At 38.8% G+C, this 20,244-nt stretch carries 16 protein-coding genes, 13 tRNA genes, 1 rRNA gene and 1 pseudogene; 6 read left to right on the top strand and 25 right to left on the bottom strand.

Annotation, left to right across the window (positions count from 1 at the left end; genetic code table 11):
- Window positions 1–52: 52 nt before the first annotated feature.
- Window positions 53–1,450, bottom strand: coding sequence for an alkaline phosphatase (locus LT143_RS16825; RefSeq protein WP_246944850.1), 1,398 nt, complete (start codon window positions 1,448–1,450; stop codon window positions 53–55).
- A 923-nt stretch (window positions 1,451–2,373) separates the two neighbouring features.
- Between LT143_RS16825 and LT143_RS16815 the strand changes: the two genes are divergently transcribed.
- The 3 genes from LT143_RS16815 (at window position 2,374) to LT143_RS16805 (ending at window position 4,729) form a co-directional block, all read left to right on the top strand.
- Entirely contained in the window at window positions 2,374–2,595 is a 222-nt protein-coding gene (locus tag LT143_RS16815; protein ID WP_246944849.1) for a hypothetical protein, read from the top strand.
- A gap of 260 nt (window positions 2,596–2,855) precedes the next feature.
- Window positions 2,856–3,839 carry a DUF4003 family protein gene (locus LT143_RS16810; protein WP_246944848.1) on the top strand — a complete coding sequence of 328 codons (984 nt, stop codon included), beginning with the start codon at window positions 2,856–2,858 and terminating at the stop codon, window positions 3,837–3,839.
- Window positions 3,840–3,964: 125 nt separating this feature from the next.
- A complete protein-coding gene (locus LT143_RS16805) occupies window positions 3,965–4,729 on the top strand; it encodes a YqcI/YcgG family protein (protein WP_246944957.1) in 765 nt (254 codons plus the stop codon).
- 56 nt (window positions 4,730–4,785) lie between these two features.
- On the opposite strand, the gene LT143_RS16800 is transcribed toward LT143_RS16805, so the two are convergent.
- On the bottom strand, window positions 4,786–5,733 hold the full coding sequence (locus LT143_RS16800; RefSeq protein WP_246944847.1) for an arginine deiminase family protein: 948 nt from the start codon (window positions 5,731–5,733) through the stop codon (window positions 4,786–4,788).
- A 185-nt stretch (window positions 5,734–5,918) separates the two neighbouring features.
- Between LT143_RS16800 and LT143_RS16795 the strand changes: the two genes are divergently transcribed.
- The gene (locus LT143_RS16795) at window positions 5,919–6,554 is read left to right on the top strand and encodes a spore coat protein (RefSeq protein ID WP_246944845.1); all 636 of its coding nucleotides are present in this window, start codon (window positions 5,919–5,921) and stop codon (window positions 6,552–6,554) included.
- Between the two features lie 73 nt (window positions 6,555–6,627).
- Here the strand turns inward: LT143_RS16795 and LT143_RS16790 are convergent, their stop codons facing one another.
- From LT143_RS16790 to LT143_RS16775, 4 genes are all read right to left on the bottom strand, one after another.
- Window positions 6,628–9,849, bottom strand: a complete 3,222-nt coding sequence (locus LT143_RS16790) for a M36 family metallopeptidase (RefSeq protein WP_246944841.1) — start codon at window positions 9,847–9,849, stop codon at window positions 6,628–6,630.
- 413 nt (window positions 9,850–10,262) lie between these two features.
- A complete protein-coding gene (locus tag LT143_RS16785) occupies window positions 10,263–10,688 on the bottom strand; it encodes a VOC family protein (RefSeq protein ID WP_246944838.1) in 426 nt (141 codons plus the stop codon).
- Window positions 10,689–10,861: 173 nt separating this feature from the next.
- Entirely contained in the window at window positions 10,862–11,161 is a 300-nt protein-coding gene (locus tag LT143_RS16780; RefSeq protein ID WP_246944835.1) for a hypothetical protein, read from the bottom strand.
- 210 nt (window positions 11,162–11,371) lie between these two features.
- Window positions 11,372–11,971, bottom strand: coding sequence for a DUF421 domain-containing protein (locus tag LT143_RS16775; RefSeq protein WP_246944833.1), 600 nt, complete (start codon window positions 11,969–11,971; stop codon window positions 11,372–11,374).
- Between the two features lie 147 nt (window positions 11,972–12,118).
- On the opposite strand from LT143_RS16775, the gene LT143_RS16770 reads away from it, so the two are divergent.
- Both LT143_RS16770 and LT143_RS16765 read left to right on the top strand, forming a co-directional pair.
- Entirely contained in the window at window positions 12,119–12,859 is a 741-nt protein-coding gene (locus LT143_RS16770; protein WP_246944831.1) for a 5-formyltetrahydrofolate cyclo-ligase, read from the top strand.
- A complete protein-coding gene (locus tag LT143_RS16765; RefSeq protein ID WP_246944829.1) occupies window positions 12,852–13,223 on the top strand; it encodes a nuclear transport factor 2 family protein in 372 nt (123 codons plus the stop codon). Before LT143_RS16770 ends, LT143_RS16765 begins: the two co-directional genes overlap by 8 nt.
- 103 nt (window positions 13,224–13,326) lie before the next feature.
- Here LT143_RS16765 and LT143_RS16760 read toward each other — a convergent pair whose 3' ends face one another.
- The 19 genes and pseudogenes from LT143_RS16760 to rrf all read right to left on the bottom strand — a co-directional run bounded on the left by LT143_RS16760 (window position 13,327) and on the right by rrf (window position 20,237).
- Window positions 13,327–14,343 (bottom strand): NADP-dependent oxidoreductase, encoded by a 1,017-nt coding sequence (locus LT143_RS16760; RefSeq protein ID WP_246944827.1) that lies wholly within the window; start codon window positions 14,341–14,343, stop codon window positions 13,327–13,329.
- A 182-nt stretch (window positions 14,344–14,525) separates the two neighbouring features.
- Window positions 14,526–16,721, bottom strand: coding sequence for a DEAD/DEAH box helicase (locus LT143_RS16755; RefSeq protein WP_246944825.1), 2,196 nt, complete (start codon window positions 16,719–16,721; stop codon window positions 14,526–14,528).
- Between the two features lie 238 nt (window positions 16,722–16,959).
- Window positions 16,960–17,055 (bottom strand): annotated as a pseudogene (locus tag LT143_RS16750) (amino acid permease C-terminal domain-containing protein); the annotation flags it as partial.
- Between the two features lie 318 nt (window positions 17,056–17,373).
- Window positions 17,374–17,769, bottom strand: coding sequence for a VOC family protein (locus tag LT143_RS16745; RefSeq protein WP_246944823.1), 396 nt, complete (start codon window positions 17,767–17,769; stop codon window positions 17,374–17,376).
- 33 nt (window positions 17,770–17,802) lie between these two features.
- The gene (locus LT143_RS16740; protein ID WP_246944821.1) at window positions 17,803–18,258 is read right to left on the bottom strand and encodes an SRPBCC family protein; all 456 of its coding nucleotides are present in this window, start codon (window positions 18,256–18,258) and stop codon (window positions 17,803–17,805) included.
- Between the two features lie 282 nt (window positions 18,259–18,540).
- Window positions 18,541–18,621: transfer RNA gene (locus LT143_RS16735), tRNA-Leu, on the bottom strand.
- A gap of 123 nt (window positions 18,622–18,744) precedes the next feature.
- Window positions 18,745–18,818 (bottom strand) — tRNA-Cys (locus tag LT143_RS16730).
- A 3-nt stretch (window positions 18,819–18,821) separates the two neighbouring features.
- Window positions 18,822–18,896: transfer RNA gene (locus tag LT143_RS16725), tRNA-Gly, on the bottom strand.
- Between the two features lie 62 nt (window positions 18,897–18,958).
- Window positions 18,959–19,034 (bottom strand) — tRNA-His (locus tag LT143_RS16720).
- A 16-nt stretch (window positions 19,035–19,050) separates the two neighbouring features.
- Window positions 19,051–19,124: transfer RNA gene (locus tag LT143_RS16715), tRNA-Trp, on the bottom strand.
- Window positions 19,125–19,206: 82 nt separating this feature from the next.
- Window positions 19,207–19,291 (bottom strand) — tRNA-Tyr (locus LT143_RS16710).
- 23 nt (window positions 19,292–19,314) lie between these two features.
- Window positions 19,315–19,390 (bottom strand) — tRNA-Phe (locus LT143_RS16705).
- A gap of 21 nt (window positions 19,391–19,411) precedes the next feature.
- A tRNA-Asp gene (locus LT143_RS16700) sits at window positions 19,412–19,487 on the bottom strand.
- A 3-nt stretch (window positions 19,488–19,490) separates the two neighbouring features.
- Window positions 19,491–19,567, bottom strand: a tRNA-Met gene (locus LT143_RS16695).
- 41 nt (window positions 19,568–19,608) lie between these two features.
- Window positions 19,609–19,684, bottom strand: a tRNA-Val gene (locus tag LT143_RS16690).
- 2 nt (window positions 19,685–19,686) lie between these two features.
- Window positions 19,687–19,761: transfer RNA gene (locus LT143_RS16685), tRNA-Glu, on the bottom strand.
- A 24-nt stretch (window positions 19,762–19,785) separates the two neighbouring features.
- Window positions 19,786–19,877: transfer RNA gene (locus tag LT143_RS16680), tRNA-Ser, on the bottom strand.
- Between the two features lie 4 nt (window positions 19,878–19,881).
- A tRNA-Asn gene (locus LT143_RS16675) sits at window positions 19,882–19,956 on the bottom strand.
- A 165-nt stretch (window positions 19,957–20,121) separates the two neighbouring features.
- Window positions 20,122–20,237: ribosomal RNA gene (gene rrf / locus LT143_RS16670) — 5S ribosomal RNA — on the bottom strand.
- Between the last annotated feature and the right edge of the window lie 7 nt (window positions 20,238–20,244).

Genomic DNA, 20,244 nt, shown 5'->3' with positions numbered 1-20,244 from the left:
TTAATAAAAGGTACGAGGCTGCCTTTTAGACAACCTCACACCCTATTAATCATTAATCTTCATCTTCCTCATCATCTTCTTTACTTTTAGACTTTCCATTTTCAATGATTTCAAAGATAATTTTTGCGTTATCTGTATTATCAATTTGGCCTATGAATCTATCGCTTGCAGGGCCAAATGCATACACAGGTACGTCTTCCCCTGTGTGCCCACCAGTTGTCCAACCAGTATGTGTGCGCTTATTAAAGATATTTTCAATCGCATTATCAATATCCGTTACTTTTAGGTTAGCCACGTCTTTAACCGATTGAATTTCTTCACTAGTTAAAGCAAGGATGTCCTGATCAATATACTTCTTTAATGTATCTTCTACATTTGCACCCTTAGCAATTTCATTAGCCATATAGTCTGGAGTACGTTTAGCTGCTTTAATTGGTTCTGCAAACCAGTTATAGATACCATCAGCCCCGATAGAGTATCCGCCTGTAGAATGGTCAGCCGTTGCTACAACTAATGTGTGTTTATCCTTTTTTGCAAAATCAATAGCAGCTTTAAATGCTTTCTCAAAGTCTTCCATATCGCTCATTGCCGCTACAATATCATTATCATGACCAGCCCAGTCAATTTGGCTTCCTTCTACCATTAAGAAGAATCCATCTTTATCCTTACTCAAACGATCAATTGCTGACTTTGTCATGTCTTCAAGTGAAGGTATTTCTTCTGTACGGTCAATCATTTTCGGTAAACCACGTGTTGCAAATAAGCCAAGAACTTGTCCATTCTTATCTTTTAATAGCTCATTTTTATTTGTTACATAGCTATACCCATCTTTTTTAAACTCTTCCACAAGGTTACGATCTTTACGGATAAACAAATCTGTTCCTCCACCTAAAAGAACATCTACCTTGTGTTGCCCGTTAATGAGGTCATCATAATAGTCATTAGCAATTGCGTTCATGTTTTTACGGCTCTCGTCATGAGCACCAAAGGATGCTGGAGTCGCATGGGTAATTTCTGAAGTAGCCACAAGACCTGTCGCTTTCCCTTTTTCTTTTGCCGCTTCTAAGACCGTCTTTACGATTGTCCCATCATTGTCTACAGCAATTGCATTATTATATGTTTTAATACCAGCTGACATGGCAGTTGCAGCAGAAGCTGAATCTGTAATATTCTGTTCTGGATCCTCAGGGTAGGTCATTTGTTGACCTACTAGATACTTATCAAGCTCTGTTTTATCTACAAACTCCGTATTGGAATCATTCTTTAGGTAACGATAAGCAGAAGTATAAGAAACGCCCATGCCATCACCGATTAAGAAAATAACGTTTTTAATTTCAGCGTTATTGCTTTTTTCTTTTGCTTCGACTCTCTCCGTAAAGCTTCCTAATAAACTTCCAAAAGCAACAGAAGATACTACAGCAATAGGTAATAATTTCTTTTTAAGACTCAATTTCTCTTCCTCCTTTATGTTTTAATCACAAACTCAATTATAAGTGACTAGTATTAAGAATAAATTTAGAAGAGTTTGAGATATTGTAAATCCGATAAAATAGGTATAACACCCTATTATTCTTTAATTAGTAACTTTTTCTATGTCTAACTAATAGGACTAAATACCCGATAATATTTCATAGAATAATAATTAACCTGTCTAATCTTGTAGAAAAGTTTAAACGTAATAGTTTATAACCACTTTTCATCTTTACATCCCATTTACAAATATAATATTTACTTCATATTAAATTGCAGAGGAATACACTTGGTTGCTTCGAAGTGTTAAGGAACAACTGTTTTTAGTCTACTCTTTACGTAAGAAATATCGGGAACTGTTTCCATTTGAATTCGTGATCCATTTAGGGTAATATAAGTAACAAGCTGCGTTGTACGTATTTATAATTAAGTTTTAACCTTTAAGACTGTATTAGGGAGTTTAACTCGAATCTGGAATGACAAGCCTTTGTCTATATGACATGGAGGACATGCAGGAACGGTTCTACAAACACCCACTTTGAGAAGTGGTGGTTTAAAACTTTCTTATATGAATTACGGCAAATGCGGCGTCTACATACGTAAATAGAAAACAGCTCCCATTGGAAGCTGTTTTTTTATTTAGGCCCTTTTCGTTTTTAAGGATTTATGAACAATTAAAAGAGAATAGAAATACTTCTACTGTAACCTAAACCCGTTCAATCCTTTCCCTTCGTAATATGTCACAATTCGATTTTTTTCATAAAATCATTTTATTTCCCGGGAATTCGACAGCAATATCCATATTCTTTAGACAACTACTTTTAATTGTGTCGAATTATTAATATTGCTACTTCATTTATATAAAAATCTAGTATAATATACGATTAAGGGAGGTGAAATTAAATGGATGAAATTCTTAAAGCCATTAAAGAATTAGATGCGAAGTTTGAAATAATGGATGACAAATTTGAAAAGAAGTTTAAAAACCTAGAGAATAAGGTCGATACGAAATTTGATATGGTCTACGCACAACTAGACCGTATGGAAACCATGATTAATACAGTTGTCCAAACAGCGAATGAAGATACTATCGCGATCTTAAAAATAATAGGACCCAAACACTAAGTATATTTTAGTAGATTAATCTTCTCTTATACCTCAACTTCCTATCTACAATAATACTCCTCAACATAACGCTTATTCAATATTCTATATTTAAAGGGACAGTTATAGTGCTCAGTGAACCGTCCCTCAATTTTTGCATTCATCCTCGAGTATACGATTACTATATTCGAGGATGTTTTTTTATATGGATAAGGTGACTGAAACCAAAACCCAACCTAATCCGTAACATATATACTAGCTATCTTAAGGAGTGGTATTCGATGAAAACTTCTTTACAAAACAAAGTGATGGAATATACCAACATTTACGAGCAACTTCACAAATCACTAAAGTGGAAGGTAACCGATTCTCGAACATTAATGATGGTATCCTCCCTTTATGTGGTGAATGGAAAGCATTTTGACTTAATTCGTTTTATGGAGATTAGTGATGCCATAAAGAAGGAGGTTGGATTATTCTCTCTGTTAAATTCCGGGCATCGCTTTACGATTGCAGCCATGCTAGACATAAGATTTACTGATCCAATTAATATGTTTTCTCATTTAATGAAGATTTACGAAGAATTAGTTAAATCGAAGTTTAGCCGTGATCAATTTACGTATGTATGTGCATACCTTTTATTAGCAAGTGAAACAAAGGATAATCTAGAAACAAGAATTGAACGAAGTACATTACTTTACAAGGGAATGAAAGCTAATCACTTCTTCCTAACCTCATCTAGCGACTATCCTCTAGCTGTCTTGTTATCAAACGAAGCAGGAACGGTCGAAGAACTTCTTGAAAACATAGAGCATTATTACGTGAAACTTAATCAATTTGGATTCGGAAAAGGAAATGACTTGCAGTTTTTGAGTCATATTTTATCTTTTCATCCTGCTAACAAAGATACTGTGATAGAACGTTGTATTACGATATTAGATGAAGTTAAACGAAGAGGTAAGGTCAAGCTTCGAAAAATGCATTACCCGGTTTTAGGTTTACTTTCCTTTATAGATAACGGCATTCAGGAGCTCGAAACCATTGAAGAAATTGCACTTCAGCTAAACCAACATAAGAGACTGAAATGGCATAAAGATATAAACCTCATCATGGCCTGTCATTTTCTTATAAGTGAAAAGATTGAGGATTCTAGTCTTATTAGTACAAATATGTATGCGATTATTGAATCTGTCATACAAGCACAACAGGCAGCTATGGTTGCGGTTGTAACTGGTACTGCCGTTTCAGCAAGCTCTAATAGTTAATCTATAGCTGATTAATAGCAATGTGACAGGTTAGTTATCTGCCTATTTTCCCATTTCACCATCTAGACAGTCACCCATTTCCTTCCTCTCTAATATTTTAATCATGTAAGAGAAGGAGGGAAACAATAGTGGACGTACTTCTGGATAAAGAATGGTTAGATGAGCACCTTGAATCACTCCCTTTATGGAAGCAAGAAGCTTATCAATCATTTTCTTCTACCATAGCAGATGATGAAAATACGTATCCTTGTGTTCCTGGCAGACAAGGGTTTTTAATGAATAATTTAAGATTTAGTTTTATTGGTGATCCACGCGATATACATGCAGCAGAAGAGTTGGCTCATGCACTAAAAGAATATGGGAAGATCTCTCGTGATACAGGTAAGTATGCCTCTTTAGTCGTGTTTGTGGAGACGCCCGATGAAATGCTAGCTAGCTATCATGTAGAAAATTATCGGGACTTATTTTGGGATGTATTAAACCACGTTACTACATTTGATCAGACAGAATGGCCAGAGGACATTCCGACTGATCCTTCTGATCATAAATGGGAATTTTGTTTTGATGGAGAACCTTACTTTGCCTTTTGCGCTACACCTGCACATGAAATTCGCCGTAGCCGATATTTTCCTGGCATGCTACTAGCCTTTCAACCACGCTGGGTATTTAACGAAATCAACGACTCCACTGTATTTGGCCGCAAGATGAAAAAACTAATTCGTAAACGACTGGTAGAGTATGATGGCATTCCTGGTCATCCTGATCTTAAATGGTATGGACAAACAGATAACCATGAATGGAAGCAGTATTTTTTAAGTGACGATGACAGTAGTCCCTCTAAGTGTCCGTTTACTCGTATGAAAAACAAATTTTCTGGATTTTTCAAGTAGTAATTGCAACAGAAAAAAAAGCAGACTCTTAAACATCCGAGTCTGCTACTTATACGTTATTTAACAGTCTTACGCTTTAACGGTAAGGTCATACAGCGTATGCCCCCGCCTGATTTTTCCAACTCCGTTACTTCCACTTCAATCATTTTCTTATTCTTTATCTTTGGATGATCTTTTAACATTTGCTTATGTGCTTGTTTACTAATTAACAAAGTCTCAGGATCTAAATTCAGAAAGTTAATATCCGGGATGGTGTCATATTCTTTGAGCCAATACACATCGAATCCATGACGCTTTAAAAATTGCTCTGGCATTTCATAGCGTGATTCAGATTCCGTTAGCACATTGATTGGAAAATAACGTAAATAACTTTTTGAAATAATGAGATCCTCATTTGCTACGTTTAAATTCATATCTAAATGAAGCGTATCAGAACGTCGAGGTAAATCGATAATGCCTATTTCTGAGAAGCCAGCTTGGAATAGTTTATCCTTAATCCTCTCAACTCCTGTTATACTCGATCTCATCCCAACGTTTATAAAAACTGCATCATTGTTAAGAATAAGAACATCACCATATTCCAACGCTTTTACATCATTATTTTCATTAATTAAAAACTGCTCAGGAAACCATTTCTTCAATAGTAAATGAGATTGAACATACTCAGGTTTTCTCATCGAAATACCCGGTTCACCTGGAATAATGATATCCCCAAAAACGCATGCAAGATCTCGAACAAAGAAACGATTAATTAGCTGTTTACTTAACTGATTTTCTTCCTCTGTCAGTTCCTCAGAGTAATCAATAACCTTTATTCCAAATGAGATAAAAGTCTCTTTTAACTCATGAAAGTTCTCATGTGCCTTTGACGCATTAACAGGGGCACTCCACTGGACGTCCTCTGCAGTCTTAAGATCAGGTATATCTAAACTAGATGGTGAGCAAAGCATTACCACTTCAAGTTCCCCATGCTCTGACCAGCAACTCGGTTTGAATGATAGCATAATTATGTCCTGCCTTCCTCTTTTTATCTCCTTTATCGTTACCTGTCGTTAGATTTTTATGTATTAGAGGACCATCACCATATGGAAGAATCCGGATGAAGAAGTAGTAAAACAATATACATGAATGGTTGGAAAGAGGAAATTATAGATATGAACATCATTACTTTCAACAAGGAGGAATACAAATGCAAAACCAAATTACAAATCAAACTGGACAACAACAAATGACACCACCGAATATGCAGCAGAATCAAACTACATATTCACCCAATCATGGTGGTCATGAAATATTTGATGCTCATGAAGTAATTGCAGGTCTCATTAATATGCTAGACCAGTTCCAAATGTATGAACAACATATACAAGATCCTGAGCTGAAAAGTATCGCCCAATCTCAACATCAATTTGTAACCCAAATGTATAACACGATTGTGGATGCTTTCTCTACGGGTCAAGATCCAAAGATTGCTACCCAACAATATAAAATGAACCAGAGTAATGAGGTAATCTATGGTGTGAAGCCAGGTCAACCTAAAAAACCTAATCAATCGGTAAGTGACTTATCAGACCAAGGATTATCTGCTTATATGCTTGGGAATACGAAAACTCTTTCAACTTTATTAGCAATGACAGCCCTTGAAATGACAAACCCTGTACTTCGCCGCGTTATTGCTGACAGTGTACCGAATTTCATTGAAATGAGCTATGAAATTTTCTTATACCAAAATAAGCATGGCTACTACCAAGTACCTCAATTAATGCAACAAGACATGAACTTAATGCTTAATGCATATACAAAGGCTCAAGGAACCACTCATTAATAATAGATGGGATCAGGTAAAGACCTGATCCCATTTATCTATTACAAGATCTATTTAATATAAGCCAACCAACTTAATAAGGACTAGTTGCCGTAAACGTAAACGGCACATTCGCTCCTGTGTATAGTCCCACATACACATAACGTGTTCCACCTGGAATGACCCCTGCCTCATTTGCTCCAGATGTAGCTACACTACCAATCAGCTCAAAGTTCTTATTATAGAAATATACATCATAATCATATGAGCCATCATTTGTGCCTTCTACTGTGAAGTTATGAATACCATCACCATATTGCTCAGGTAATGTAATAACATGACCATCAACACCTTGTGAAGTAGGCTCAGGGTTCTGTGTTGTGACAAATTCGTTTTCAGTGACAGCTAGAGTTGCTGGGACTCCTGCAAGGCTGCCAATTCCTGTGCCTGCATTCCCTACTTGCACCACACCCTCTGCGACAAATGGTGCCACTGGTTCAATCGTCATTGGTTCAATCTTGGCTTTTTTCTCCGTAAATGCTTGTAGTTCGGCTACTTGAATGAAACCTTTTGCAATGTCCTGTGCATCATGAGCAATCAATTTCAGATAGTTGGCTTGAACTGGTACTGGCAGGTCAAAGCCTTGGTAATGTAAATTGGCTATAGTTGGTCTAGGCTGGTCCGTAGTAAATTTCCCTTTCCAAACGGATGTCCAATTCACACCATCTAAAGAAGTTTGAACTGTAAAGTTTTTCATGGTAGCAAAACGATTCGCTGAAATATCCTTCATTGCACTCAGTTGTAAATGTGAAATCTCTACTGGTTTATCTCCTGCTAAGTCCACAACAAGTTCAGCACCTAAGAAACCATTCTCTTGCGTATTAGATGCAAATACACTTGCTTCGGTATCATCAATGGCAAACTTAGCTGGGTTACTGTCTGAAGTACCAGATACACTCTTAATGGTAGCTCCATTAAAAGAAGAGGCAACATTCGGACCTAGCTTGAATGATAGATTATTAACTTTACCAGGTTTGATTTCAACATTTTCTATCGTTCTAGAACCAAACCCTTTCGCTTGAATCGTGATGTCGTATGTGCCCTCTACCATGTAAGTTCCAAAAAATCCTTTATCACTTGATACTGCAACCGGGCTCGTTCTTGCTTCAAATTCACCCACAATAATCCTAGCATCTTCAATCGGTTTATTTGTTGCTGTATTGATGACTTTACCAATAACAAGTCCATTACGAATTCCATCTGGATGAATGAATCCAGGTCTTGGATCTGTGTCATCTCCGCCATTACTAAAGGCATTCGCGCCTAATCCACGTTGTGCAAACGCCGTCCAGATCGCATCATAGTGCTTTCCATCATAACGTTCAAAGTCAGCAGCAATAATCGCTGTACGCATATCAACCATCGATGGATTTGGAACCGAAATTGGCATTGCATCCATCACAAGATGCTCTATAATGGCTTCTCCTTCTACTTTACCGAATTGCTTTATTACCTCTTCTCTCACATGCCATAGTATCGCTGCCCAGATGTCACCGTCTGAATGTACCTCTGGACCACCCACATCATATCCAACATCTCCAAAATTGTAAGGCGCTTCGTCAAGAGAATAACTACGGATTCCACTTTTTGTATTACCTGTCACATAGGCACCGACAACCGGCTTATCCTGTAGGCCTTTCTTATTTAAGTAATGCATACCGAAAAAGTCTCCCCAGCCTTCACCCATTGAACCGGATTGATGGCTGCCTAGTGCTTCTCCTCCAGCAACATAACGATTAGAGAGCGCATGTGAATATTCATGATAGATAATACCTGCGTCAAAATCTCCATCTGCATACTCACCTTCAAAAGCACCCGCGATTGGCTCCCATAAGAACATTCCACTCCATGCAGGAATTCCGTCTGGTAATGTTAACATATAAGCATTATCGCGACCTGTATAAGTAGGAGCTCCTCCAGATAACGCACCTGCTTGAACAAGACCTAAAATGGCATCTCCATCCAAACCACCTTTACCAAAGTTTGATAGTTGGAGGTTTCCAGCTGCTTCAGTCCAACCTAAATTGTAAAAGTAATCATGGAAAAGATTATGATGGTAAAACAAGTTAGTCGCAGCACTGTTTAGGTCCTCTGCATATGAAGGAGGTACCGTCTGCCCCTTTGTTTCTTGCCAAGCGTTCTTAAAGAGATAACTAAATTCCCCGTCTAATGCAACAGGACGAGTAGCCTGATCTGCTGGAACTAAGAAGTTACTCCAGTTTGCGTAAGAGTTTGCATTATTCCCAAAGGTTGTTACACCAAAACCTGTACCAGGTGTTAGCCATCCTTGTGGTGATGCCTTTGGATCTCCTTTAAAGGATTTTACCACTTGTGTCCCTCCAGCAGGTGCACCTGGATAGTTTTCAAAAATGAGTCCTTGCGTTTCTAAGAGGTAATCTACAAGCGAACGCTTATACAGTTCCTCACCCGTTGCTGCATCAATAACCACTTCATATCCTTCGTTTAGTTCCTCTATAAATAGAACGCGGTAAGCAGGTCTTACCCCCTCTGTCGTAATAAACGTTGCCTTTTTCACACGTTGATTCGTTGGCAGTACTCCTGCTCCGTCAAAAACAGTCCAGCCTTTTTCTGTTCCTACAAGTTTAGGAACAAGATTAATACTAGGTGCTTCTAATGAAATGACTCTACTTAACGCATCCGCTGCTGTTAGCTTAAAATCTGTTACTAAGCTCTTAGAACGGCTCGCGTTTCCTGTCACAGATAAGATTTGTCCATCTTTATTCACTGCGACGATGATTCTGCCACCGTAAACAGATTCAATCCCGTCAAACGTTTGTTGGAACGTTACAGGATGTAAGCCGGTACCAGGCATCGCAAAGTCACGAATCACGACTAGAGAATCAATGTCTTTTGCACTCAAACCAAATAAAGAAGCATTCTCTTTTAACCAATTGCGAGCAACCTTTTCAGCACTATCACTTGATGGCTTAGTCAAGTAACCCTTGTCTTTAATAATTGTAGAAGGGGTTCCAAATAAAGAATTCCATTCTATTTTCACTCCAGCCCCAACACGTTGAATGAACGAATTTGCTGCATCCAATTGTGCATCTGTTGGCAGCACTCGATTTAAGACATTACGCATATCATAATAGTGAGACTCCGTATGTTCATGTACCCCCGTTGATGTGATAGGTCCCTTGACCTGCTCTGCTTTAATCCCGCTTGTCAGCAAAAATTGCCCTGCAATTAAGGTGGTGCATACTGTTGTTAACAGCTTTCTTTTTTTCATCCCCATCATACCCTCCCATAAAAACTAATATAGGTAAGATATACTCTCAAGTCGTTCTTTTTACCTCCATGAACCCCTTAAAATACGGATAAAAGACTATCAAACTACAACTAAGTAACTATACCTTCTATTACATTTTACTTAGTGTTTTTATAGACCTTTTTAGACTCATCTTGAAACAAATAAAAAAAGACAGTCTCCTGTCTTTTCTTTTGGCTCCTATCGTATGCTTTTTTGCTTTTAGAGTTTGGATGCAAGTAACCTGTCGCTCCCTTGCGCAACTATTAAGAAATTGTGTTCAAAAAGCATCAACCATACTAATTATTTGTGAGTTTCTTACTTGTCTATAGAATTGAATATAGAAAATTAATATAAACTGATAGAGCTTAAGTAGAGTTCTACTATAAGTAGTAGATATTCTAATGCTCACCGTGCGTATATACTTGGAAACTCACGCCATATTTATCAATTACTCCACCATATGCAGGGCTGAAAAAAGTCTCTTGTAACGGCATTGTTACCGTGCCTCCGTTGCTTAACTCATCAAACATAGCTTTGGATTGTTCCGCGTCATTGGTCGAAATACAGATGGTTACTTGGTTTCCGCTTTGATGCGGTTGTCCAGGAAATGTGTCCGACAGCATTAATTCTGTTTCTCCAACCTTAATGGTCGCATGCGATATACGTTGCTTTGCGTCTTCAGGTAATGGATAATCCGGATTGTCTGGCATCTCCCCGAACGTTTGAACGAATCCCACTTCTGCGTTTAAGGCATTCTTATAAAACTCAATTGCTTCTTTTGCATTACCATTCATAACTAAATACGGAATTAATTTCACAGACATTGTACCATCTCCTTTAATATGTAAATTACCAATTACTTCTAAACCATTATACCCATAAGAACATATGTTTGCAATAGTGTGATGAGTACCGAGCCAAGCATATTCTATGTCATTGTATAGATTCACTATACAAAGGTTCATAAAAGTATCATTGTTCTACTAATATCCAATTTTTAGTCAAATCTACTAGTATCAAAGCCATCCATTATATCTTCTAGTTCTGTTATGAATGTAATATAAACTGGTCCTGGTATCCTCTGTGCAAAGTTTTGTATGATTGGTAATTCTTCTACCTCTTCTACTGTTACTGGCTTTTCATCTAGTTCGGTCCACCAGAATTTCAATTCACTAATAAATTCGTAAAAATACCGTTCGAATCGCTCTGCCCACTCGGCACCTTCATCGCCTTCTGTCTTCTGCATCATGGACCAGGCTTCCATGGCAGTATCAAAATACTCATTCATTTTTGTCATGTTGTACCCCTCTCCATTGTTTTGCACATCTTTTAAAATTAATGCACAACAATTTGTGGTTTTTGCACACCAAAAAGATTTTATGCACGAAAACTTACATGTTCTGCACGTTTAAAAGATTTCTGCACAAAACTAGAATTTACCTAAATCATAACACTTTCTATAACGAAAAAGAGCATAAGCTTTCCAAACAAGACTTATGCTTTCATCTTATTGTAACGGGTCCCTTTCCTTTACCTCTTCTACTTGATGAAAAAGATTTTGATTTACATTACTCTGTGAAGAATACAGCAATGCCTGGGAACCTAGTTTACTACCTATCAAGTCAATGGCTTTTTTCAAATCCTCAATGTCTTTTTTAGTGGCATATGCTTGCTGCTCGTTGAACTCAACGCCGATGTCACCACTGACTTCTAAGGTAGCAGATTTTAATTTTGTTATATCATTTATCTTTTTAACTCGTAGCTTCATCTTCAATTCATCTTCAGGAATTCGAGCCCTCTTCAAATTATGATGGAGAACCTGCCCGTCTTTTACAAGTAAGATTGGTTCACCCATAATATATTTATTTAGCTTCGGTATATAGATTTGAAAGAGGGAAACTAGAATGATTCCCACAACAATAAGCGCCCCATGGTAAACACTGATCCATGTATCCGTTGATTTTAGTGGATGAACTAAAACGGTACCAATACCAATCATAATTACGACTTCCCCTGGTGTTGCTTGCGACAGGGTTCGTTTCCCCGCTAATCTCAATAAAATAATAGTCGCTGCCAAATAAATAATTGCTTGTAGCCAAGCTGCCATGATCATCCCTCCTGTCTATAGCTTTTGTCACCAATCTTAAATTATGAGGATTCATGCTAGATATAATGGAGAGGAACTAAGCTCCTTTTAAAATACGTGAAGGATTGCTAAACTTAGATTATAAAAATTGTATAGTAGGTGCATGGAATGGTAACGAAACAAGATATACGTGAAGAGAAATGGAACTACTTAGCACAGCAAAAATTAGGAAGATTCCCTTTTCCACTGCAAAATCGAATTCCCAATTTTAAAGGAGCAGAGAAGGCCGCTCATTTTGTGACCACAATGCCTGAATACCAAGAAGCAAAGGTAATTAAAGTAAATCCCGATTCACCGCAGCTACCGATTCGCGCCCAGATTTTAAAAGATGGGAAGACTTTGCTCGTTCCTACTCCTAGACTTAAAGCTGGGTTTATCATGGTAAAGCCTGAATGGGTCCCACATGGGGAAGAGCGTAAAGCAGCCAGTCTCTCTCACATCAAGTCATATGGAAAAGAAATCCCTCTTTCAGAAATGCCTAGAATTGATTTGTTTTTCACTGGATCCGTTGCCTTACATCGAGACGGTCGAAGAGTAGGAAAAGGGGAAGGCTATTCAGACCGTGAATATGCGATTATCCGTGAGCTTGGAAATCCAGATGTTCCTATTATCGGTACAATTCATAGTGCACAATTAACGGAACTCGATATTCCGCGAGATCCCTATGATCTAACTGTGGATTATATTGCGACTGAAACTGAATTAATCAAGACGAATTCCCCTTATAAGAAACCAAGTGGCATTCTTTGGGACCTTGTAACGGAAGAAGAATTAGAGGAAATGCCTGTATTAAGGGAGATTCGAGATCTGACAAAAAGGAAGCATGGAGAGGAAGATTCAAATGAGTAATTTGAAAGAGATTGCAGTAGATTTTCTGAAACTAGTAGCTTCCGGAAACGTTCGTGAAGCTTACCAACTTTACGTAAGCCCTGACTTTCTACACCATAACCCCTTTTTTCAAGGAGATGCAGAGTCCCTTATGCTTGCAATGGAAGAAAGTGCTACGACGAATCCTAACAAGGAACTTGAAGTGAAATTGACGATGCAAGATGGAGAAGTTGTGGCCATTCATTCCCATATCAAACAGCATCCAGATGATATCGGCGGAGCGGTTGTTCATATTTTTCGGTTTCAACAAAATCAAATTGTTGAATTATGGGATGTGGGTCAAGCTATTCCTGAAGATTCCCCTAATGTGAATGGTATGTTCTAAGAAGGAACTGCAACCTTTTCTAGTAAACAAAAAACACTGCCGAATGTTCAACTGAATATTTAGCAGTGTCTTTTTTGGTAGTGCTTTAAAAATAATTATTCTCTTATTCGTCTGCAACCTTTACTAACTGTTTTCCAATGTTATCTCCACGGAAAAGACCTAAAAATGCATCTACTGCCTGGTCAAAACCTTCCACGATATTCTCACGGTATTGTAGCTTCCCTTCTTGAATCCATTGTGAAAGCTCTGTTAAACCTTCCTTATTATGCTTAGCATAGTCTGTAACAATAAAGCCCTTCATCAATGCACTTTTCGTAAGCAGTTGTCCCGCTACCCTAGGACCGAGCTCTGGCTTTTCTAGATTGTATTGTGATATTTGTCCACAGATGACAATTCTGGCTTGAAAGTTAATCAGCGACATGACGGCATCGCTAATGGCTCCTCCTACATTATCAAAATATACATCCACTCCATTCGGACAAACTTCTGCTATGGCTTTCCGTAAATTGTCTGTCGTCTTGTAATTGATGGCAGCATCAAAGCCAAGTTCATCTGTTAGAAAAGCACACTTGTCCTCTCCACCAGCTATTCCCACGACTCTACAGCCCTTTAGCTTGGCAATTTGACCAACAATGGTTCCTACAGCCCCCGAAGCACCCGAAACAACGACAGTCTCCCCTTCTTTTGGTTCTCCAATATAGATGAGTCCGAAATACGCTGTTAATCCAGGCATGCCAAGTACATGAAGATTTGTTGAAATAGGAGCTAATTCCGGATTCAATCTACGAATCATTCTACCATCAGACACATTGTACTCTGCCCAATCTAGACGCCCCTCAACATAACCTCCTACCTTATATTTCTCGTTCCTTGATTCCACAACTTTCCCAACGATCCCACCTACAAAAGGCTCGCCCACTTTATACGGTTCTGCATATGATTTGGCATCTGACATTCTTCCGCGCATATACGGATCTACAGAAAGGTATAATGTTTTAATCAATACTTCTCCTTCTTTAATCTCTGGAATAGGACCATGGGTCATTTCAAAATTACTCTCATCAGGCATTCCTTTCGGTCGACTTGCTAGCAAGATCTTACGATTCATTCCATCCATCATCTTACACACTCCCCATTTATGAATGATTGTTCATATTCTATATGTACTAGTTCGATATGAAAAAAAGAATCCCCTGCAAGTATTAAACAGAAAACTTCAGGTAAAGCTGGATGGAAAAGCGACATAATTCTATAAAGGAGCATAAAAAAAGACAACTCCTGTCCTAGTAGAGTTGTCACTTTTTATTCGGATATCTGTTTCAATACATACTGAGCAATCTGCTCAGAATCTAGTCTAACTGCGACATAAGGTGGATGTAAGTTTTTCATTTTCACTAGTGGAACGCCGAGCCATAGATAGCGTTGATCAATGATCACAAAAGGAAAAGGTAAGAGCTCATATATTTCTTTTCTCACCTTTTTTGACACTTCCTTTAGCTTTTCCTGCCATTCCTCCGGGAGGTCAGAGCCTTTTGGTAAAGATAGGTGAACCGAGACCTTGGCTACTTTTAAATCATGATATAGTTGATCTAGTTTTAGCGCATGCTGCCATTTTAACCTGGAGTGTTGATTTCTCACCCACGTTCCTATTTGACTAGGAAGGACTTGTTGCTGTTTAGATAATTGATATTCCACAAGCGCTCTCATTGTCTTTCCTCGGTATATATTCTTCCTGACAAAATTAGTGTCCGTTACATGAATAAATTTTCCCTTCGTTCTAGTCACAGCTACATTAATTAATCTCTCACTTTCCTTTCCAGTTAAAAGCATGCTCGCTCTATGTTGTGGGAAACTGTCAACACTATCAAAAAGCATAACATCCCTTTCACTTCCCTGAAACTTATGAACGGTAGCCGCAATGATATCAGATGTTTCTAGTTCTTTTATATACAGATCCTGAAGAAGTACCTGCATCAGTTCAGCTTGAGCTCGGTAAGGAGTGGCATACCCTATTGAACGTGAGCCACCAATATACGCTTCATGTATCAGTTGAAAGGAGAGTAATAGTTGCCATAGATTGATTCTAGAGCTAGATGACTTCTCTACAATACAATACTCGCCCATAAAACTCGAATCGACTAACACAGAACCTCTATTAGGAAATGGAGACCGTTCAACGATTGTCTGTCTACTCGTTTTTACACTTAAGTGATCGGAGACAAGTGAACCATATATTGATTGATTCGTAAACGCTGATATGTCGGGATGCATTCTTCTTTGTTCGTTTAACAAATATAACTGTGGATGTAATTTTCCAGATGTAACTGATTCAGTGATACCTGAGCCATGAAACACATCTTGCTTTAACCATTTATTAACGAGAGGGTGGTTGCTTGCAGCAATGGGTGGTAGTTGCTTAAAATCCCCACACACAATGGTTCTTTTCCCAAGCGTGGTCGCAAAGCCAACTTGTGGAACATAAGCCATACTAGCCTCATCAAGCATAACTACATCATAATCCTTTTGGTAAATGGTCTCATCTGATGCTGCCTTTGCTAGTGTTGTTCCGACGATAAAAGCGTCTTTTAATAGTTTTACTTCCTTTGATCTTATTCTTTCAAGTAATCTAGCTAGTTTTGTTTCAATTTCTAGTAAGTAGTCCGTGTCCCTTTTACTAAAGGACTTAGCTAGATCAGACTTTAGCTTTTGTCTCTCTTCTATTAATTCTCTTTTTTCCTCCGCAAGCATTGGATCGTTCTGCTGAATAAGCTGTGTGGTCGTGATTCCCTCAAAAACAGATAAGACATCTCCTATTTGAGAACCATATCGCAAAATATCTCCCTCACGTAATTTCCTTTTTTTTCGTAACGATCCTGCAATTTCAGCAATGAGAACATCAATGGCTTGATTACTATGAGATAATAGTAGAATCCTCTTCCCTTTCAAATAATGCTGGATGGCAACACGAGCTAGATTATACGTCTTACCTGTTCCAGGTGGTCCCCATAAGAAGGTAACCGGATTATACTTAGACCTTAAAAAGACTTCATGTACTCCATTTTTTACTTTTTCTATAGGATGACTTGTTTCAAGTGGTGGCTCCATTAAATACTTAATTCTTTTTCTCTTTCTTTTACTCTTCTTACATTCATCCAATCGCTCAATAAGTTCTTCTAATAACTCCCAAGGATCATGAAAAACAACCGCTTCGGAAATAAGGTCTCCCATAAATGTCTGAGCGGTCAGGATTAAACTTTTTCCCTCAGAAGATTTAATGCGCGCCTCCTGCTTCATACTCCCCCATTCTACTTTTACAAGTGAGCCGACAGGAATTCTTATGGATGAAGTTGTTTCAAAATAATAGGTAAACCCATTATCGTTTAAGAGCAAATGACCGTTTATCACATGGTATTTTGTACTACCATATTTCTTTAAGTATTGAATCTCCGCTTGTAAAGATTGCTGCCATTCTTTAATATATTGTAAAGTTGATATCATGAATTTTTCCTTCTTTTTTTCATTTCTCCTCACTATATCACAAGGACGCTGGATCAAAAAATCCACCGATACAAAAAAGCTGCAATCAATGAAGCAACGATCGTTTTTCACAAGCAAAAACACTCACTAATGTTAGGGTAAGTGAGTGTTAGGTTCATTATTATTTATCCATCTTAGTCTCTTTATTTAGAACACTGTTACGATAACCATACGTAAAGTAAATAACCAATCCAATTAATTACCACACCCCAATTCCTGTCCATGTAAAGGAGGAAAGCTGAAGCATTAGATCCACACAAAATAAAACAGCTAGTATGGGGATTAATGGAACTAGCGGTGTTTTAAAGCCTTATATCAGGTCTTCTTGTTGCATTATTCTCTCATTTGTACCGTTAGACCGATTAGCGGAATTAACAAGCATTGGGACATAATTTGCTTTTGCAACGGTTTCCTTAGGAGTAGCTGTACTAAGAAGAACACAGCCAGATCTGAACCTAGTATAGATCCTATCTCGCTTTCTCTACTATGTAAAGGACAAGTTTTCTAATTTGTAATCTTTCCCACAAAAGATATATTAATGTAGAGGAGCAGGTATATTTTAAATAAGAAAAAATCACAGACCATGCTTCGCTGTGATTTTTTCTTATTCATTCTATTTAGCATTCTGATCAGGTTGATGAATACCAAATATATTTCCTTCAGTATCAAGATAATATCCTTGCCACGCCATTCCAGGTAGAGCATACTTAGGCAATGCAACCTTGCCACCATTCTGAAGGATTTTAGCATCAGTACTATCGTAATCTTCCACTCCCATTGTACAAGCATATCCATTTAGTGGTTGATTTTGTTCGGGTGGAGCACCTCGGCGTTGCATCAAGGCACCGTTAATTCCAGGCTCATTTGTATCTCCTGTTACTGCGCCAAAATAAGGCATGCCGGCATATTCGCTCCAATCTTCAAAGCTCCATCCAAATACCTCTCCATAAAACTTCTTAGCGCGGTCCATATCATCTACATGAACTTCAAAATGAACTAATCGTCCCATATTTTCCTCCTAATTATTTGCTACAGATATTATCTATTTTTTTTCTAAGTATGTAACAAGTGCATCCAAGTCCTTTGCACAACTTTTCTTAAAAGCACCTACCATCAGTTTTCCAAACAACCTAGTGACTCCAGTAAGTCCATTAATCTCACCAAGTAACGTAATCTCTGTCTGATCACCTGAAGTAGTTAATATGTAGGTAAATACATACTCTCCTTTACCTGTTGTTCCTTTCGTTCCATCACAACGAACTACTTTCTTGTCTGGTTCGTCTAGTTCCACTACTTCAAAAAACTCAAAGGCTTCCTTCCCAAATATCTTTCTTGTTTCTTTCCACTGACTACCTACCCTCAAAGGGCCATCATCTAGACGTTCAATCTTCACAAACCCCTGCATCCACTTATGAGCAGATTCAAGATCAGTCAATGCGTTGTATACTTTTTCTTTTGACTCCTGTACTGTCTTTTTCACTTCAAATTGTAAACTCAATCTACCAACTCCCTTTGTCTCCAAGTATTTCCTTTTATGTATTACTCTTATACTATCAAACGCTTTTCTTCGAGTCTATTTTAGATTACCTTTTATTCTGACGATATTAATCCATTCATAGTCACTATATTGATTACGAACAACTAAACAAATAGGTAGCATAACAATGCCTAATAAATCGTAGGAGAATATCCTATATAGTAAACAAGGATTGGTGGAGTAAAAACAAAAACCCCCTTACTCTAGTTTCAGAGTAAGGGGGTTTTTGTTTACGAATATAGATACCGGTGGCCGGGGTCGAACCGGCACTCCAGAGGAACACGATTTTGAGTCGTGCGCGTCTGCCAATTCCGCCACACCGGCAAAATAAAAAGTGGAGACAAGAAATAATATAACATGCTATGACTATTTGGTCAATCTCATAAAAACGTCCGGCAAATAAAAAAACCATACCTTAATGGGTATTGGATCTACTTTAAAAATATATGGAGGCGGCAACCGGATTCGAACCGGTGGTAAAGGTTTTGCAGACCTCTGCCTTACCACTTGGCTATGCCGCCATTTGGAGCGGAAGACGGGATTCGAACCCGCGACCCCCACCTTGGCAAGGTGGTGTTCTACCACTGAACTACTTCCGCATGAACAATGGATACTTATATATATGCAAACACTGATGGAAAATTGACTATTTAACACAAAATGGGGCGACCGAAGGGAATCGAACCCTCGAATGTCGGAACCACAATCCGATGCGTTAACCACTTCGCCACGATCGCCATCATATTATATTATTGGCAGGGGTAGCAGGAATCGAACCCACACCAAAGGTTTTGGAGACCTTCGTTCTACCTTTAAACTATACCCCTAATATATTATTTTTACTGTAAAAACGTGATAATTTCCGTTTTTGCAGTATTGATAGTTATTTTCGCTAAGGCGAAAAAACTTTGGTGGAGGGGGACGGATTCGAACCGCCGAACCCCGAGGGAGCGGATTTACAGTCCGCCGCGTTTAGCCACTTCGCTACCCCTCCATATATATGGACTATATAATAAATGGTGGCTCGGGACGGAATCGAACCGCCGACACAAGGATTTTCAGTCCTTTGCTCTACCGACTGAGCTACCGAGCCATAAAAACTATTAAACTAAAATGGCGGTCCCGACGGGAATCGAACCCGCGATCTCCTGCGTGACAGGCAGGCATGTTAACCGCTACACCACGGGACCATTTGGTTGCGGGGGCAGGATTTGAACCTACGACCTTCGGGTTATGAGCCCGACGAGCTACCAGACTGCTCCACCCCGCGATAATAAAAGGTAAATCTTAAATTGTTCTTTTATGCAAATATGGTGGAGGATGACGGGATCGAACCGCCGACCCCCTGCTTGTAAGGCAGGTGCTCTCCCAGCTGAGCTAATCCTCCATTGGTGACCCATACGGGATTCGAACCCGTGTTACCGCCGTGAAAGGGCGGTGTCTTAACCGCTTGACCAATGGGCCATATATAAATCCTCGTGGTTATTGTGGCGGAGAGCGAGGGATTCGAACCCTCGAGACAGTGTTAACCGCCTACACGATTTCCAATCGTGCTCCTTCGACCACTCGGACAGCTCTCCAAGTTGGCTCCACCAGTAGGATTCGAACCTACGACCCTTCGGTTAACAGCCGAATGCTCTACCGCTGAGCTATGGTGGAATAATCTTATAATCTTTTTTACGCACATAGCTTTTCTTGATACGAACGTCCCGATCTCAGAAAGTTAACTCAAGATGTAGCTCAATCGGTACGCTGATGCGTATTCGATGAGGCTTATTCGGGCGTGCTCTACCGCTGAGCTATGGTGGAATAATTTTCAAAACAGCCTGGCAACGTCCTACTCTCACAGGGACAAAGTCCCAACTACCATCGGCGCTGAAGAGCTTAACTTCCGTGTTCGGAATGGGAACGGGTGTGACCTCTTCGCCATCATTACCAGACTATTTG

It is taken from the genome of Bacillus pinisoli (genome assembly GCF_023036475.1).
Taxonomy (GTDB): Bacteria; Bacillota; Bacilli; order Bacillales; family SA4; genus Bacillus_BS; species Bacillus_BS pinisoli.
Note: the sequence above shows the minus strand (reverse complement) of the source record. Positions and strands in the feature narration are given on the sequence as shown.

Coding starts and splice junctions, on each gene's coding strand:
- LT143_RS16800 (WP_246944847.1), bottom strand. CDS start 5,733: ATGCTATCATTCAAACCGAGTTGCTGGTCAGAGCATGGGGAACTTGAA.
- LT143_RS16815 (WP_246944849.1), top strand. CDS start 2,374: ATGGATGAAATTCTTAAAGCCATTAAAGAATTAGATGCGAAGTTTGAA.
- LT143_RS16795 (WP_246944845.1), top strand. CDS start 5,919: ATGCAAAACCAAATTACAAATCAAACTGGACAACAACAAATGACACCA.
- LT143_RS16785 (WP_246944838.1), bottom strand. CDS start 10,688: ATGTCTGTGAAATTAATTCCGTATTTAGTTATGAATGGTAATGCAAAA.
- LT143_RS16745 (WP_246944823.1), bottom strand. CDS start 17,769: ATGGGACGATTAGTTCATTTTGAAGTTCATGTAGATGATATGGACCGC.
- LT143_RS16810 (WP_246944848.1), top strand. CDS start 2,856: ATGAAAACTTCTTTACAAAACAAAGTGATGGAATATACCAACATTTAC.
- LT143_RS16755 (WP_246944825.1), bottom strand. CDS start 16,721: ATGATATCAACTTTACAATATATTAAAGAATGGCAGCAATCTTTACAA.
- LT143_RS16780 (WP_246944835.1), bottom strand. CDS start 11,161: ATGACAAAAATGAATGAGTATTTTGATACTGCCATGGAAGCCTGGTCC.
- LT143_RS16765 (WP_246944829.1), top strand. CDS start 12,852: ATGAGTAATTTGAAAGAGATTGCAGTAGATTTTCTGAAACTAGTAGCT.
- LT143_RS16760 (WP_246944827.1), bottom strand. CDS start 14,343: ATGATGGATGGAATGAATCGTAAGATCTTGCTAGCAAGTCGACCGAAA.
- LT143_RS16770 (WP_246944831.1), top strand. CDS start 12,119: ATGGTAACGAAACAAGATATACGTGAAGAGAAATGGAACTACTTAGCA.
- LT143_RS16790 (WP_246944841.1), bottom strand. CDS start 9,849: ATGGGGATGAAAAAAAGAAAGCTGTTAACAACAGTATGCACCACCTTA.
- LT143_RS16775 (WP_246944833.1), bottom strand. CDS start 11,971: ATGGCAGCTTGGCTACAAGCAATTATTTATTTGGCAGCGACTATTATT.